General features: G+C 70.2%; 12 protein-coding genes. 7 read left to right on the forward strand and 5 right to left on the reverse strand.

The features are described from left to right. Window positions 1–247 precede the first annotated feature (247 nt). Complete coding sequence (locus VNT50_RS12270; protein ID WP_325485400.1) at window positions 248–1,408, reverse strand: glutamate--cysteine ligase; 1,161 nt, start codon at window positions 1,406–1,408, stop codon at window positions 248–250. A gap of 301 nt (window positions 1,409–1,709) precedes the next feature. Here VNT50_RS12270 and rpsP point away from each other — a divergent pair, with 301 nt between their 5' ends. The 7 genes from rpsP to treZ all read left to right on the forward strand — a co-directional run bounded on the left by rpsP (window position 1,710) and on the right by treZ (window position 10,132). Further along, window positions 1,710–2,135, forward strand: a complete 426-nt coding sequence (gene rpsP, locus VNT50_RS12275) for a 30S ribosomal protein S16 (protein WP_325485401.1) — start codon at window positions 1,710–1,712, stop codon at window positions 2,133–2,135. 2 nt (window positions 2,136–2,137) lie between these two features. Then, entirely contained in the window at window positions 2,138–2,368 is a 231-nt protein-coding gene (locus VNT50_RS12280) for an RNA-binding protein (RefSeq protein WP_325485402.1), read from the forward strand. Window position 2,369: 1 nt separating this feature from the next. Then, window positions 2,370–2,978, forward strand: coding sequence for a ribosome maturation factor RimM (rimM, locus tag VNT50_RS12285; protein ID WP_325485403.1), 609 nt, complete (start codon window positions 2,370–2,372; stop codon window positions 2,976–2,978). Between the two features lies 1 nt (window position 2,979). Beyond that, window positions 2,980–3,687, forward strand: a complete 708-nt coding sequence (trmD, locus tag VNT50_RS12290) for a tRNA (guanosine(37)-N1)-methyltransferase TrmD (RefSeq protein ID WP_325485404.1) — start codon at window positions 2,980–2,982, stop codon at window positions 3,685–3,687. Window positions 3,688–3,795: 108 nt separating this feature from the next. Continuing rightward, on the forward strand, window positions 3,796–6,012 hold the full coding sequence (glgX, locus tag VNT50_RS12295; protein ID WP_325485405.1) for a glycogen debranching protein GlgX: 2,217 nt from the start codon (window positions 3,796–3,798) through the stop codon (window positions 6,010–6,012). A 2-nt stretch (window positions 6,013–6,014) separates the two neighbouring features. Then, window positions 6,015–8,381 carry a malto-oligosyltrehalose synthase gene (gene treY / locus VNT50_RS12300; protein ID WP_325485406.1) on the forward strand — a complete coding sequence of 789 codons (2,367 nt, stop codon included), beginning with the start codon at window positions 6,015–6,017 and terminating at the stop codon, window positions 8,379–8,381. After that, window positions 8,378–10,132, forward strand: a complete 1,755-nt coding sequence (treZ, locus tag VNT50_RS12305) for a malto-oligosyltrehalose trehalohydrolase (protein WP_325485407.1) — start codon at window positions 8,378–8,380, stop codon at window positions 10,130–10,132. Before treY ends, treZ begins: the two co-directional genes overlap by 4 nt. Window positions 10,133–10,220: 88 nt before the next feature. Here the strand turns inward: treZ and VNT50_RS12310 are convergent, their stop codons facing one another. The 4 genes from VNT50_RS12310 to VNT50_RS12325 all read right to left on the reverse strand — a co-directional run. Then, window positions 10,221–11,885 carry an FAD-dependent oxidoreductase gene (locus VNT50_RS12310; RefSeq protein ID WP_325485408.1) on the reverse strand — a complete coding sequence of 555 codons (1,665 nt, stop codon included), beginning with the start codon at window positions 11,883–11,885 and terminating at the stop codon, window positions 10,221–10,223. Continuing rightward, complete coding sequence (locus VNT50_RS12315) at window positions 11,882–14,038, reverse strand: molybdopterin oxidoreductase family protein (RefSeq protein WP_325485409.1); 2,157 nt, start codon at window positions 14,036–14,038, stop codon at window positions 11,882–11,884. The genes VNT50_RS12310 and VNT50_RS12315 overlap by 4 nt, the downstream gene beginning before the upstream one ends. A 1-nt stretch (window position 14,039) precedes the next feature. Next, on the reverse strand, window positions 14,040–15,449 hold the full coding sequence (locus VNT50_RS12320; RefSeq protein WP_325485410.1) for an MFS transporter: 1,410 nt from the start codon (window positions 15,447–15,449) through the stop codon (window positions 14,040–14,042). 172 nt (window positions 15,450–15,621) lie between these two features. Then, on the reverse strand, window positions 15,622–16,309 hold a 688-nt coding region (locus tag VNT50_RS12325), incomplete at its 5' end, for a uroporphyrinogen-III synthase (RefSeq protein WP_325485411.1).

The raw sequence follows: 16,309 nt of genomic DNA on the forward strand, positions 1-16,309 counted from the left end.
GCAGAAGACCGAGCACGGCATGTCGGAGTACCTTCTCGATGAGGTCGAGCCCGCGCTGGTCTGAATCACTGCACGGCATCCCCCTCTCCTTTCGGGTTTGGGGCGCATCTCCTTCCTCGGGGCGCATTTCGTGCGCCCCGACGGGAGTTTTGCGCCCCAGCTCCCCGGTGGCCGCGCACCGACCCCGGCGACCGCACGTCGGCGAGCCGCCGCGCACGCGGAGTTCCCGCCCCCGCGCAGGCCGGGACTATCCGAGTGCAGCGAGGTGGTCGCGCAAGGTCGGGCCGGACCGGAACTCGCGGATGAGGTGTCGCACGACCTCCCGAAGGTCGCCGTCGGACGCCTCGGCGACGCGCACCTGCCGCGCGTAGCTGGCGCCTTCGTGGAGGATCGAATCGATCCCGGCGAACTCGCGCGCGCATTTGAGTTCGAGCGCGAGGGGGGTGAGCCGCTCCATGGTCTCCCGCAGGTGCTCCGTCACCATTACCTCTCGCCCGCTCGGGTCGATGATGATGCGGGACTCGAGGCCGTACCTCGCCGCCCGCCACTTGTTCTCGCGCACGAACCACGGCTGCAGGAAGGTCAGCTCGCGGCCCTCGTCGAGCTCGCGGCTGAAGTGCTCCACGAGCACCTGCACCAGGGAGGCGACCGCGGCGAGCTCGGGGAGGGTCGACATCCCGTCGCACGCGCGCACCTCGATGGTTCCCCAGCGAGGCGCGGGCCGGATGTCCCACCGCACCTCGGACGCATCGGCCATCACGCCGGTGCGCACCATATCGCCCAGGTAGCCCTCGAACTCCGTCCACGACTGCAGGGGCCAGGGGAGGCCGGCGGTCGGCAGCTGCTGGAAGACGAGTGCCCGGTTCGAGGCGTAGCCCGTGCGCTCGCCCGCCCAGAATGGGCTCGACGCCGACAGCGCCTGGAGATGCGGGAGGTACACGGCGAGGGCGTTGATGATCGGGAACACCTTGTTGACGTCGTCGACGCCGACGTGCACGTGGATTCCCCAGATCATCATGTTGCGACCCCACCACTGGGTTCGCTCGATGAGCTTGTGGTACCGCGTCTTGTCGGTGACGGACTGCTCGTACCACTGCGCGAACGGGTGGCTCCCCGCGCACAGGAGTTCCACGCCGATGGGATTCGTCGCGGTGCTGACCGCGGCGATCGCGTCGGCGATGTCGTCGACGGCCGCGGCCACGGTGTGGCCGATGCCGCTCGTCACCTCAACGGTGTTCGTGAGCAGCTCGCCGGTGATCGTGTGCCGCTCGAGTTCGGAGGACGCCTCGAGCTTCTCCAGGATGTCGGGGGCACGGCCCACGAGGTCACCGGTGTCGCCGTCGGCGAGCATGAGCTCCCATTCGATGCCTACGGTCGAACGGTCGGATGTCGCGAAGGGCACCGTCATCCGCTCATCTTGGCACGCCGAAGGCTGGATCCCGGTCGACTCACGATGCCGGGGCGTGTTCGCGCCGGGGTGTTCGCGGGGCGCCCTGCGATATGGAGGGTCGGGGTGTTCGCGGGGTGCTCCGCGATATGGAGGGCCGGGGTGTTCGCGGGGCGCCCTGCGATATGGAAGAATAGAGGGTCGGATCACCCGCTCGACCCTCTATCCAGCGCGGAGATCCTCCTTTTGAGCTTCCGCCGGGTGTGCACCCCACTCTCCAGGCGACCGGTTCGTTTTCTCACCACACACATTCAGGAGAATCGTGGCTGTCAAGATTCGTCTCAAGCGCCTGGGCAAGATCCGTGCGCCCTACTACCGCATCGTCGTCGCCGACTCGCGCACCAAGCGCGATGGTCGTGTCATCGAGGAGATCGGCAAGTACCACCCCACCGAGGAGCCCTCGTTCATCGAGGTCGACTCAGAGCGTGCGCAGTACTGGCTCGGTGTCGGCGCGCAGCCGACCGAGCAGGTCACGGCGCTGCTCAAGCTGACCGGCGACTGGGGCACCTTCAAGGGCGACGCGAACGCGGTGTCGACCGTCAAGGTGCGCGAGCCCAAGCCGGCGTTCGAGCCGGATGCCGCGAAGAAGGCCGTGCTCAAGCCCAAGGCCGAGAAGAAGGCCGAGCCCGTCGCGGAGGCTCCGACCGAGGCCGCCGCTGACGTCGACGCCCCCGAGACCGCCGAATAGTCGTGCTGGCCGCCGCGCTCGAGCACATCGTCAAGGGGATCGTCGATCACCCCGGCGATGTGCGCATCCAGTCCTCCACGTCGTCCCGCGGTGACGTCCTCGAGGTGCACGTGCACCCCGACGACCGCGGTCGCGTGATCGGGCGCGGCGGACGCACGGCCAAGGCCCTGCGCACCCTCGTGTCGGCGCTCGCCGACGGGCGGCGCGTGCGCGTCGACGTCGCGGACGACTGACGTGCCGAAGGACCAAAGACCCCCCGTACCCGACAAGACGCAGCTCCGCGTCGGCCGCCTCGTCAAAGCGCACGGCCTGAAGGGTGCGCTCAAGCTCGAGCTGTATACCGACGATCCCGATGGCCGCTTCGTGCCCGGGGCCGTCTTCACACTCCAGGTGCCGGAGTCCTCGCCGTGGCACGGCAAGTCGATCACGGTGCGCGAGTTCCGGTGGATGAACACCCACCCCGTCGCATTCTTCGAGGGTGTCGATGACAGGGAGGCCGCTGAGGCTCTCGTCCGGGCGATCCTCTGGATCGATCAGGATGCCGAGGCCTCGGCTCCGGAGGACGACGCGTGGTACGACCACCAGCTGGTCGGCCTCGATGTCGTGCGCGACGACGTGAAGGTCGGCCGCGTCATCCGTGTCGATCACTTCCCCGCGCAGGATCTGCTGATCGTCCGCACTGACTCGGGCGAGGTTCTCGTGCCGTTCGTCAAGGCTCTCGTCCCGGAGGTCGACGTCGCCGCGGGTCGCGTTATCGTGACGCCTCCCCCCGGACTCTTCGAGGAGCTGCCGCCGTCGGAGGATGACGAGACGCCCGACGCTGCGACGGAGACCAGGGCCTGACGTGCGCATCGACGTCGTCTCGATCTTCCCGGAGTACTTCGGGCCTCTCGAGATGTCGCTCCTCGGCAAGGCGCGGGGCGCTGGCATCCTCGACATCCGCACGCACGATCTGCGGCACTGGACCCATGACCGCCACCGCACCGTAGACGACACGCCATACGGGGGTGGCGCCGGAATGGTGATGAAGCCCGAGCCCTGGGGCGAGGCGCTCGACGAGCTGGCGAGCGACGCGCCGGAGCACGCGCCCGCCGCCCCCGTCATCATCTTCCCGTCGCCCGCGGGCGAGCTCTTCACGCAGGCGACCGCACGCGAGCTGGCGCGTGAACCGCGCCTCATCTTCGGCTGCGGCCGCTACGAGGGCATCGACGAGCGCGTCTTCGCCCACGCGGCCACCCTCGGTCGCGTTCGTCTGATCAGCCTCGGCGACTACGTGCTGAACGGGGGCGAGGTGGCCGTCATGGCCATGATCGAAGCCATCGGGCGGCTCATTCCCGGCGTCGTCGGCAACCCGGCGAGCCTGGTCGAGGAGTCGCATGAGGACGGACTGCTCGAGTACCCGTCCTACACGAAACCAGCCTCGTGGCGGGGCCGCGAGGTGCCCCCGATCCTGCTGAGCGGCAATCACGCCGCGATCGACGCCTGGCGCCGCGAGCAGCGGGTCGAGCGCACGCGCGAGCGCCGCCCCGATCTTCTGGCGGGCGACCGATAGCCCGCAAGCCTGGACGCAAGCCCCGGTTTCACGTAACGCGCGCCCGGTAGGGTTGTGAGTCCGCCGACCCCGGTTCTTCTCGGGCGTCGGCGTCACGATGGAGGCGATGTGCAGAGCTGGCCCGGTTCGAGCTACCCGCTCGGTGCGACATTCGATGGCAACGGAACGAATTTCGCGCTCTTCAGCGAAGGAGCGACCCGGGTCGAGCTGGTCCTCCTCGGCGATCGCGGCAAAGAGACCCGCATCGACCTCATCGACGTCGACGCGCACATCTGGCATGCCTACATGCCGACGATCGGTCCAGGCCAGCGCTACGGCTATCGGGTGCACGGCGAGCACGACCCCAGGAGCGGCAAGCGGTTCAACCCGAACAAGCTCCTGCTCGACCCTTACGCCAAGGCCGTCGAAGGGCAGGTCGATGGGCACCGGTCGCTGTACGGCTACGACTTCGGCGACCCCGACTCCCGCAATGACGACGATTCCGCCGCGCACATGATGAAGGGCGTCGTGATCAACCCCTTCTTCGACTGGGCGGGCGACCGGCAGCCGAAGACACCGTACGCCGCGTCGTTCATCTACGAGGCTCACGTCAAGGGGCTGACGATGCTGCACCCGGGCGTGCCCGAGGAGCTGCGGGGAACCTACGGCGGCATCGCGCATCCGGCGGTCATCGATCACCTGAAGAAGATCGGCGTCACCGCCATCGAACTGATGCCCGTGCACCAGTTCGTCAACGACAGCACTCTGCAGGACAAGGGGCTCAGCAACTACTGGGGCTACAACACCGTCGCATTCTTCGCCCCCCAGAACACCTACGCCGCCACGGGCGAGCGCGGCCAGCAGGTGCAGGAGTTCAAGGGCATGGTGCGCGCGCTCCATGCCGCGGGCATCGAGGTCATTCTCGACGTGGTCTACAACCACACGGCGGAAGGGAACCACCTGGGGCCGACACTGTCGATGCGGGGCATCGACAACGCGGCCTACTATCGCCTCGAAGACAAGGACCAGCGGTACTACACCGACTACACGGGAACGGGCAACAGCCTCAACGTGGGCAACCCCCACGCGCTCCAGTTGATCATGGACTCGCTGCGCTACTGGGTTCTCGAAATGCACGTCGACGGATTCCGGTTCGACCTGGCCGCGACGCTCGCCCGGGAGTTCTACGACGTCGATCGCCTGGCGACGTTCTTCGAGCTCGTGCAGCAGGATCCCGTGGTGTCGCAGGTAAAGCTCATCGCCGAACCCTGGGATATCGGCCCCGGCGGCTACCAGGTAGGCAACTTCCCGCCCCAGTGGACCGAGTGGAACGGCAAGTATCGCGATCAGGTACGCGACTTCTGGCGCGGCGAGTCCTCGACGCTCGGCGAGTTCGCCTCGCGGCTCACCGGATCGGCAGACCTGTACGAGCACTCGGGACGCCGGCCCGTGGCATCCATCAATTTCGTCACCGCGCACGACGGCTTCACGCTCCGTGACCTCGTGAGCTACAACGAGAAACACAACGAGGCGAACGGCGAGGACAACAACGACGGTGAATCCCACAACCGTTCGATGAACTTCGGCGTCGAGGGACCGACCGATGACCAGGCGGTGCTGACCATGCGGGCGCGCCAGCAGCGCAACTTCATCGCGACGCTTCTGCTCTCGCAGGGCGTGCCGATGCTGCTGCACGGTGACGAGCTCGGTCGCACGCAAGGGGGCAACAACAACGGCTACGCGCAGGACAACGAGATCACGTGGGTGCACTGGGACAACATCGACCAGCCGCTGCTGGAGTTCACGGCCGCGCTTGCCCGGCTGCGCCGCGAGCACCCGACCTTCCGGCGCAGCCGATTCTTCAACGGCCGCCCGATCCGCCGCGAGGAGGGCGCCCCGGTGCCCGACATCGCGTGGCTCCGGCCCGACGGCACGGAGATGCAGCCGGAGGACTGGGACTCGGGCTTCGGCCGCGCCGTCGGCGTGTTCCTCAACGGCGCCGGCATCCGTGAGCGCGACCGGCGCGGCGAGTCCATCGCCGACAAGCACTTCATCGTGCTGTTCAACGCAGGGGACGGCGACGTCGAGTTCCGCATCCCCGCGGTCGAGTACAGCCCTCGCTGGGACATCATCGTCGACACCGCCGGTGAGCGCGCCGATGACGAGAACATCGACCCGGGCTCGTCGGTGATCGTGCATTCCAAGGCGATGCTGGTGCTGGTGGAGCACACTGGCCCGCCCGTCGAGGTCGACCACTCGGTCGCCGCATCGCTCGCGGGCATCAACGCGCCGCTGCCTCCCGATGACCAGCCGAGCCCGGCGCCGAAGTCCGAGATCCCGAGCTAGCCATGACCCGGCGACCCGCGTCCACGTACCGCCTGCAGATTCGGCAGGCGTTCGATCTCGACAAGGCCGCGGAAGTGGTGCCGTACCTTCGCGACCTCGGGGTCGATTGGGCATATCTGTCGCCGCTCCTCGCGGCGACCGAGGGCTCCGACCACGGTTACGACGTGGTCGACGCGAGCCGGGTCGATGACGCGCGCGGTGGGCCCGAGGGCCTGGAGCGCTTCGCCGCCGCCGCGCGAGCGGCCGGCCTCGGCATCCTGATCGACATCGTGCCCAACCATATGGGCGTCGCCGATGCCGCGCAGAACCCGTGGTGGTGGGACCTGCTGGCCAAGGGGCGTGCGTCGCGGTACGCGGCGGCGTTCGATGTCGACTGGGACTTCGGCGGCGGGCGCATTCGGCTGCCGGTGCTCGGGACCGGGTTCGAGCGGGCCGTGGATGCCGGTGAGCTGCGCATCGAGGGTGACGAGCTCCACTACTTCGACCACCGGTTCCCGTTGGCTGCCGGCTCTGTCACCGCCGGCGAACGGGCGGCGCTGTCGGTCGCACCGGTCGACGGGCAGGCGATCCGCGCCGTGCACGATCGCCAGCACTACGAGCTGATGGAGTGGCGGCGCGAATCGGCCGATCTCAACTACCGACGGTTCTTCGCAGTGTCCTCGCTCGCGGGCATCCGCGTCGAGGACCCCGAGGTGTTCGGCGAAGCGCACGCCGAGATCCTCCGCTGGATGCGGTCGGGCCTGGCGGACGGGCTCCGCATCGACCACCCCGACGGACTGGCAGACCCGGTCGGCTACCTCGATCGCCTCGCCGAGGCGACCGGCGGCGCGTATGTTCTGGTGGAGAAGATCCTCGAGCACGGCGAGGTGCTGCCGCAGTACTGGGCGACCGACGGCACAACGGGGTACGACGCCATGGGCGAGATCGACAGGGTCTTCGTCGACCCCGCCGGCAAGACCGGGCTCGATCGCGTCGACGCCGCGGCGCGGGGCGGGTCGGCCCTGGTGTGGGCCGACCTGATCCACGACACCAAGCGCGGGATCACCGACTCGATCCTCCGGTCCGAGGTTCTCCGGCTCGACCGCCTCCTGGACGAGCCCGTGGATGCCTCGGCCGACGCGATCGCCGAGCTTCTGACGTGCTTCCCGGTGTACCGGTCGTACCTCCCCGACGGCCGGGAGCACCTCGATCACGCCGTGGCCGACGCGCGCCGCCGCCGCCCCGACCTCGCGGCGGCGATCGACCACATCGCGGTGCGGCTCGCCGATCCGGCGCATCCGATGGCCGTGCGCTTTCAGCAGACGAGCGGGATGGTGATGGCCAAGGGCGTCGAAGACACGGCCTTCTACCGCTACACGCGGCTGGGGACGCTCACGGAGGTCGGGGGAGACCCGACGCAGTTCGCGCTCGAGGTGGCGGATTTCCACGACGCTCAGCAACGGCGTCTCGCGAGCCGCCCGCACGCCATGACGTCGCTGTCGACCCATGACACGAAGCGCGGCGAGGACGTGAGGGCCCGCATCTCGGTGCTCGCCGAACTGCCGGAGGAATGGGCGGAGTTCCTGCGCGCGGTGAGCGCCATCGCGAGCTCGGGGCATGGCGCCTTCGACAACCTGCTGTGGCAGGCCATCGTCGGGGCGTGGCCGGCATCGCGTAAGCGCCTGCACGCATACGCCGAGAAGGCCGCGCGCGAGGCCGGCGAGGCCACGACCTGGCTCGCGCCCGATCCGGCGTTCGAGCAACGCATGCACGCGGTGGTGGATGCCGCATTCGATGACGAGGGGGTGACGGGTGCTCTCGCGGCCTTCGCAGGTTCGATAGAGCGATTCGGCTGGAGCAACTCGCTCGGGGCGAAGCTGCTCCAGCTCACCGGTCCCGGCGTGCCGGATGTCTACCAGGGGAGCGAGCTCTGGGAACGGAGCCTGGTCGACCCCGACAACCGCCGACCCGTCGATTTCGACGAGCGCCGCCGGCTTCTGGAGCGGGTGGATGCCGGGTGGCTGCCTTCCGTCGACGCCACCGGCGCAGCGAAGCTGCTCGTGACATCACGCGCCCTCCGGCTCCGCCGCGACCGTCCGGAGCTGTTCACGAGATACCTGCCGATGACCGTGACGGGCCGCGTGTCATCGCACGCGATCGCCGTCGACCGCGGCGGGGTCGTCGCGGTGGCCACGCGCCTGCCCGCGGGTCTCGCCGCGCGAGGCGGGTGGGGCGACACGCTCCTGCTGCGCCGCGCCCGCCCGGCGGTCGATGTGCTCACGGGGCACGTCTTCGAGGGCCGCGAGGTGCCGCTCGCCGAACTGCTCGCCCGCTATCCGGTGGCGCTTCTGGCGCCGATCGACGCCGGTGCGAGAGAGGAACGCTCATGATCGAGGTCTGGGCGCCGCGTGCGTCATCGGTTCGGCTGCATCGGCCGGGGCACGGCGATGCCGAGCTCACAGCCCGGGGCGATGGCTGGTTCTGCGCCGACATCGCCCTCACCGAGGGCGACGAGTACGGCTTCCTGCTCGCCGGGGCCGACACACCTCGCCCCGACGCCCCCCGCCCCGACCCCCGCAGTCGCCGTCAGCCGCGCGGGGTGCACCAGCTCAGCGCCTGGTTCGATCACTCGACGCACGAGTGGGGCGACGAGTCGTGGAGCGGTCGCCAACTCGCGGGCGCGGTGATCTACGAGATGCACATCGGCACCTTCACCCCCGCCGGAACGCTCGACGCCGCGATCGAGCGTCTCGACCACCTCGTCGAGCTCGGCATCCACCTCGTCGAGGTGCTGCCCGTGAACGCCTTCAACGGCGCGCACAACTGGGGCTACGACGGCGTGCTCTGGTACACGGTGCACGAAGCCTACGGAGGACCCGCCGCCTATCAGCGGTTCGTGGATGCGTGCCACGCACGCGGGCTCGGCGTCATCCAGGACGTCGTCTACAACCACCTCGGACCGAGCGGCAACTACCTGCCCGAGTACGGCCCCTACCTGCGCGATGCCCAGCGCAACACCTGGGGATCATCGGTCGACCTCGATGAGGAGGAGGTGCGCCGCTACATCATCGAGAACGCGATGATGTGGCTGCGCGACTACCACGTCGACGGGCTGCGCCTGGATGCCGTGCACGCCCTCGTAGACACGAGCGAGCGCCACATTCTGCAGGCGCTGGCCGAGGCGGTCGATGCGCTCAGCGCGCATGTCGGACGCCCGCTGAGCCTCATCGCCGAATCCGACCTGAACGACCCGAAGCTCATCATGCCGCGCGAGGCGCACGGGTACGGGCTGACGGCGCAGTGGAGCGACGACTACCACCACGCCGTGCATGTCGCCGTGACGGGGGAGACCGCGGGGTACTACGCCGACTTCGCACCCCTGTCGGCGCTCGCGAAGACCGCGACGAAGGGCTTCTTCCACGACGGCACGTGGTCATCGTTCCGCGAACGCCCGCACGGGCATCCGATCGATCACCACGTGCCGACCTGGCGGCTGGTCACGTTCGGCCAGGACCACGACCAGATCGGCAACCGCGCCGCGGGCGACCGCCTCTCGCAGACGCTCGACGAGCGGAGCCTGCAGGTCGCGGCGGTGCTGACTCTGCTCTCGCCGTTCACCCCGATGCTGTTCATGGGAGAGGAGTGGGGTGCCTCGACGCCGTGGCAGTTCTTCACGTCCCATCCCGAGCCCGAACTGGGCCGAGCGACCGCTGAGGGGCGCATCGAGGAATTCGCGCGCATGGGCTGGGACCGAGCCGTCGTGCCCGATCCGCAGGACCCGGAGACCTTCCTCCGCTCGAAGCTGCGCTGGGAGGAGGCGGGAGAGGGCGCCCACGCCCGTCTGCTCGCGGTGTACCGCGAACTGCTCGGGCTCAGGCGGAGCGAGCCGGATCTCAGCGATCCCTCGTTCGCCGCGGTCTCCGCCGAGGTCGCGGATGACGAGCGCTGGATCCGGCTGAGCCGGGGATCCATCGACATCGCCGTCAACCTCGCGGAAGAGCCGCGGGAGCTGCCGGTGCGGGCGGGTGCCCGCCTGGTGTGGGCGACGGATGCCGCGGGCCTCGGTGCGCTGGGCGCGACGATCGGCGAGGACCCCGTGGTGACTCTGGCCGCTCGCTCGGCCGCCGTCCTGCGCGCGTGAGCGGATGCCGCGCTCTCGGCGAGCGCCGGTCAGGCGGCGGGGTTCAGGCGGCGGGGTTCAGGGGGACCGGTTCGGGCGGCGGCGGGCGTCACGCCGCTGCGACGGGGTCCGCTCCGGGGGTGGCGACTCCCGCCGCGTGACGGGCGAGCACGTCGGCGATCCGCGACTTGCAGCCGCCGCATCCGGTGCCCGCGCGCGTGTCGCGACCGATGCAGGCGACCGTGTCGTTGCCCCGCGCGGCCGACTCCTCGATGCGCTCGACGGTGACGGCGTTGCACCAGCACACGGTCGCCGTCGGCGCGAAGGCATCGCCGTCATCGCCGGGAACGTAGTCGGGGCCGTCGAATCGGAGCAGCAGGGAGCGATCGGCCGGAAGCTCGCCACCGCGCTCGAAGAGCAGGGTGAGCTCGGCCGCGGTGCGCGGCATCCCGACGCACACGAACCCGGTGAGCACGCCGTTCTCCGACACCATCTTCACGTAGCGGTAGTGCTCGGGATCCGACCACAGCGAGACCTTCCGGTCGCGACCCGTCCGGTCATCGTCGCCCGGCTCGAGCGACACGTCGCCGACGGCGACGACATCGATGTGCTCCGCCTTGAGCATGACGAGCGGCTCGCGCTCGGCATCCATCTCTGCACGCATCGCCTGCGCCTCGCCGTCGGCGACGAGCAGCTCCTCCTGCATCCGAGCGGCAAGCCAGTCGGCCTGACGCCAGCCTGGCCCGATGAGCCCCGAAGGTCCGCCGGGCAGGGGGCCGGTCGAATCCCCGGGCCGGCTGCTCGCTGAATCGTGTGCGGGCTCCTGGTCGACGACGTGCGCGCAGTCGCCGATCGCGAAGACGTCGGGGTCGCTCCAGCTGCGCAGCCGGCGATCGACGATGACACCGAATGCCGTGCGGAGCCCCGCGAGCGCGGCGAGCTCGGCGCGCGGGCTCACCCCGCAGGAGAGGACCAGGAGGTCGCCCTCGATCTGGTTGCCGTCGGCGGTGATGAGCCGGTCGAAGCTGCGTTCTCCCGACACGTCGTCGGTGTGGAATCCGACCGACTCCGCACGGCTGTATGCGAAGACGGCGAGGCCGGTGCGCCGCAGGGCCTGGCGCAGCACGCCGCCGCCGCCGCGGTCGAGGTTGCGGGGCATCGGATGCGCGCCGTGGTGCACGACCGCGACGCGCGCGCCGGCGTGCACGGCGGCGAGCGCGAGTTCGAGCCCCAGGACACCGGCCCCGAGGATGACGAGGCGCTGGCCCGTGCGGATCGCCTCGCGCACGCGCTCGGCGTCTGCGAGGTCGCGGAGCGCTGTGACGCCCCGGGGGAGCACGTCGTCACCGTCGATGAGCTCCACCGGCAATGACGAGACGTGGGCGGGATCGCGCTTGGGCCGTGGCACACCGTCGAGCGTCGGCGTGTTCGCCCGCGATCCTGTGGCGAGCACGACGCGGTCGTAATCCACGTGCTCCCCGGTGCTCAGCATCGCCGAGCGCGCTTCGCGGTCGAGGCGGCGCACCGAGACGCCCGTCAGCACGCGGGCACCCGCGGCCTCGGCCTCGTCTCGATCGGCGATCGTGAGGGAGGCGCGTTCCACGCCACCGACGGCGTACTCCGCCACGAGAACGCGGTTGTATGCGTCGTGCGCCTCCGCGCCGACCACCGTGAGCTGCATCCGCCCCGATCGCACCGCGGGCAGCACGCCTTCGACGAAGCGGGCTCCGACCGGACCGTACCCGACCACGAGCACGCGCAAGGGTTCCGTCATCCGATCATCGCCTCCTCGGCACGGCGCACACGCACCACGCCCGTCTTGAATTCCGGCATCGCCGAGATCGGGTCGACCCGGTCGGATGTCAGCAGGTTCGCGGTGCCGTCGCCCGCGAAGTGGAAGGGCACGAACACGGTGCCGGGCCGCAGATCGGCGGACAGGCTCGCCCGGCCGCGCATCGCGCCCCGGCGGTTGTCGAGTTCGAGCATGTCGCCGTCGGCGATGCCGAGGCCCTGCGCCGTCGCCGGATGCAGGGTGATGCGCACCTCCGGCTGCGCGGCCGCCAGCTCGGGTACCCGGCGGGTCTGCGCGCCGCTCTGGTAGTGCTCGAGCAGGCGGCCGGTGATGAGGGTGAGCTCGCCGACCCCGGCCACGCGCTCCTCGGTGATCGACGGGCGCACGGCCACGATGCGCGCCCGCCCGTCCTCGTGCCAGAATCTGTCGGCGAACAGACGCGGCGTGCCGGTCGAACCCTTGGGATACGGCCAGTGCGCCGCGGCACCGGAGTCGAGCAGGGCGTAGTCGATGCCCGAATAGTCGGCGATTCCGCCCTCCGAGGCGAGCCGGAGCTCGTCGAAGACCTCTTCGGGCTCGGTCGAGTAGCGTCCCGGAGCACCGAGGCGGCGTGCGAGCTCGGCCATGATCCACAGCTCGTCGCGCACACCCGCGGGCGGTTCGACGGCGCGACGGCGGCGCAGCACGCGGCCTTCGAGGTTGGTCATCGTGCCCTCCTCCTCGGCCCACTGCGTGACGGGGAGAACGACGTCCGCGAGCTCGGCGGTCTCGGAGAGGAAGAAGTCGGAGACGACCAGGAGGTCGAGGCGGCCGAGTGCGGTGCGCACTTCGCCGGCGTTGGGGGCCGAGATCACGAGGTTGGAGCCGTGCACGAGCATTGCGCGGGGGCCCTCGGGCGTGCCGAGGGATGCGAGGAGTTCGACCGCGGGCACACCCGCACCGGGGATCGCCTCGGGTTCGACGCCCCAGACGGCGGCCACGTGGGCGCGCGCGGCGGGATCCGTGATCTTGCGATATCCCGGCAGCTGGTCGCACTTCTGGCCGTGCTCGCGTCCGCCCTGGCCGTTGCCCTGGCCGGTGAGGGTGCCGTAGCCCGAGTCGTCGCGGCCCGGGAGGCCGAGGATCAGGGCGAGGTTGATGGCCGCGGTGGCGGTGTCGGTGCCGTCGGCGTGCTGCTCGACGCCGCGACCGGTCAGGATGTAGACGCCTCCGCCGGCGGCGAGCCGGCGGGCGACGCGGCGGATCGTGAGGGCGGGGACCCCGGTGACGGACTGCACGCGCTCCGGCCACCAGCCGGCGACGCTGCGGCGCAGACCCTCGATGCCCGCCGTGCGCTCCGCGATGTACGTCTCGTCGGCGAGGCCCTCCGCCAGCACGGCATGGGTGATGCCGAGCAGCAGCGGGAGATCGGTGCCCGGCGCGGGCTGCACGTGCATGCCCTGCCCGTCGTCCGTGAGCCGTGCGGTCGCCGTGCGCCGGGGGTCGACGACGACGAGGCCGCCGGCGGCCTGGGCTCCGGCGAGGTGGCCGACGAACGGCGGCATCGTGGCGGCCACGTTGGTGCCGAGCAGCAGAATCGTCGATGCCGCGTCGAGGTGCTCGAGCGGGAACGGCAGCCCCCGGTCGATGCCGAAGGCGCGGTTGCCTGCGGCGGCGGCCGATGACATGCAGAAGCGACCGTTGTAGTCGATCATCCGAGTGCCGAGCGCGAGGCGGGCGAACTTGCCGAGCTGGTAGGCCTTCTCGTTCGTGAGGCCACCTCCGCCGAACACGGCGACGGCGTCGGCGCCGTGCTCGGCGCGGATCTTGATCAGTGCGGCGGCGATGACCTCGAGCGCCTCGTCCCACGTGGAGGCCTGCAGCACCCCATCACGGTCGCGGATGAGCGGCGTCTGCACGCGGTCGGGGGCGATCAGCACCTCTGCCGACGTCCAGCCCTTTTTGCAGAGTCCGCCGCGGTTGGTGGGGAACTCGCGGCCCTCCACCGTCAGGGGAGGTGCGGCGAACGCTGTCGCCCCGACCGTCGCCTCGGCCGCGGCATCCGTACGCGTGAGCGTCATCGCGCACTGCAGGGCGCAGTACGGGCAATGGGATGCGGTGGCGGCCGGAGCGGCGGTCGGGGCGACGGGCGTCATCTCAGATCCGGGTTCCGCCGTGACGCCCGGCGCGGCCGTAGGCCAGCCACGTGATGACCACGAGGGCCGCGTAGGAGCCGACGAAGACGAGGAAGGCGCTCGTGTAGCTGCCCGATCCCTGCCGTGACAGGTTCAGGGCCTGTGGGATCATGAACCCGCCGTAGGCGCCGATCGCCGAGATGAGACCGAGGGCCGCAGCGGCCTTGCGCTTCGACGACACGTCGCCGCCGGTGAGCGCGTCGCCGCCGCCACGCAGGGCGAACACGACCGGGATCATGCGGTACGTCGAACCGTTGCCCGCGCCGGCCGCGGCGAAGAGCACGAGGAAGCAGGCGAGGAAGAGCCAGAACTGACCGGTCGGGAGCACGGCGGTGACCAGGAGGGTCATGACGGCCATCACGGCGAAGGCGGCCATCGTGACCCGCGCGCCGCCGAAGCGATCGGAGAGGCGACCCCCGTAGGGACGGGCGAGCGAACCCACCAGGGCGCCGAGGAAGGCCAGGGAGACGGATGCGCCGCCGATGGCGATCGCCGAGAAGCTCGGGAACTGGTCGGCGATGAGCTTGGGGAACACGCTGGCGAAGCCGATGAACGAGCCGAAGGTGCCGATGTACAGCAGCGAGAGCAGCCACAGGTGCGGTTCGCGCAGCGCGGCGGCCGAGCCGGCGAAGTCGGCCTTCGCCGAAGACAGGTTGTCCATGTACCGGGACGCGCCGAACATGGCGAGGAGAATGAAGGGCACCCAGATCCAGCCGGCGAGCGGCAGGTTGACCGCGGCGGCGGCCCCGATCGTCACGACGATCGGCACGACGAACTGGGCGACCGAGGCGCCGAGGTTTCCGCCGGCGGCGTTCAGGCCGAGCGCCCAGCCCTTCTCGCGCTGCGGGTAGAAGAACGTGATGTTCGACATCGAGCTGGCGAAGTTGCCGCCGCCGAAGCCGGCCAAAGCTGCGACACCGAGCAGCACGGGGAACGGCGTCTCGGGATTGCCGACGACGATCGCGAGGGCGATCGCGGGCAGCAGCAGGAGCCCGGCGGAGATGATCGTCCAGTTGCGCCCGCCGATGAGCGGCACGAGGAACGAGTAGGGGATGCGCAGCGTCGCGCCGACGAGGCTGGGGATCGAGATCAGCCAGAAGATCTGGCTGCTGTCGAGGGTGAAGCCGGCCGTGGGAAGAAGGACCGCGACGATGCTCCAGAGCTGCCAGATGACGAAGCCGAGGAACTCCGCGAAGATCGACCACACCAGGTTGCGCTTGGCGATGCCGCGCCCGACGCTCTCCCACTGGCCGTGGTCCTCAGGGTCCCATTCATCTATCCAGCGGCCCGAGCGGTGGACGAGCGTGCGTCCCGGGGCGGGCGCGTCCGTGGTGGCGGCGGGGTGGACTGAGGGGTTGACTGTGTCTGTCATCGTGATCTCCTGGAGCGGGTCGCAACGGATGGGGTCGTGACAGCGACGCTATGGGCGTGGGATTTCCGCGGCTCATGTGGGTTGTGAACTCTGGGTCTCCAAGTTCTCACCCGGGCGGGCCGCCGATTGTGAGAAGACCGAAGCAGCTCGGGCCGGGCGGTCGACGGGGCGTTCATACGGTCACCGGGGGCGTTTCGAGTACGTTCAGGCGGTACCCGCGCTTGACGACGGTCTTGATGAGCGCGGGCGCCTCGACCGATTCGCGCACTCGAGCGATCGCCACCTCGACGGCATGCGGATTGGCGACCGATCGCGGAAGTGCCGCGAGGAGCTCCTCGCGGGAGATGGTGCGTCCACGGGCCTCCGCCAGCACCGTGAGCACGTCGATTCCGGTGCGGGCGAGCGGGATGAACCGGCCTCCGAGCACGACTCCGCCGCTGCGCAGTTCGAGCCGGCCGACGGTGGTCTCTATGCCGGGGGCATGACCACCGCCGAAGTGTGTCACGACCGCCCGCACGAGAGAGCCGAGGCGCCCGCGGTCGGGGACGAGCGGATCGAAGCCCGCCCGTCGCAGGGGGCCGGCCGTGATGGGGCCGACCGCGGCCATGAGCAGTCGGCCGGATGCGGCGTGGTCGAGGATCTGCGGCAGCGCCCGCAGGATGTCGGCCGCGGCGAGCCACTCGTGCGCACCGGGTGCCGACGTGAAGAGGATGGCGTCGAACTCGCCCGCGGCAGCGGCGCTCACGGATCGTCGGACGACCGCGGGGTCGGGGGGCGGGCCCCAGCGGTAGACGGTCAGGCTCACGACATCCGCACCGGCCGCCTCGAAGGCCTCGTCGAGACCATCGGAGCCCGAGCCG

This window comes from Microbacterium sp. (assembly GCF_035554235.1).
In the GTDB taxonomy this organism is placed as follows: domain Bacteria; phylum Actinomycetota; class Actinomycetes; order Actinomycetales; family Microbacteriaceae; genus Microbacterium.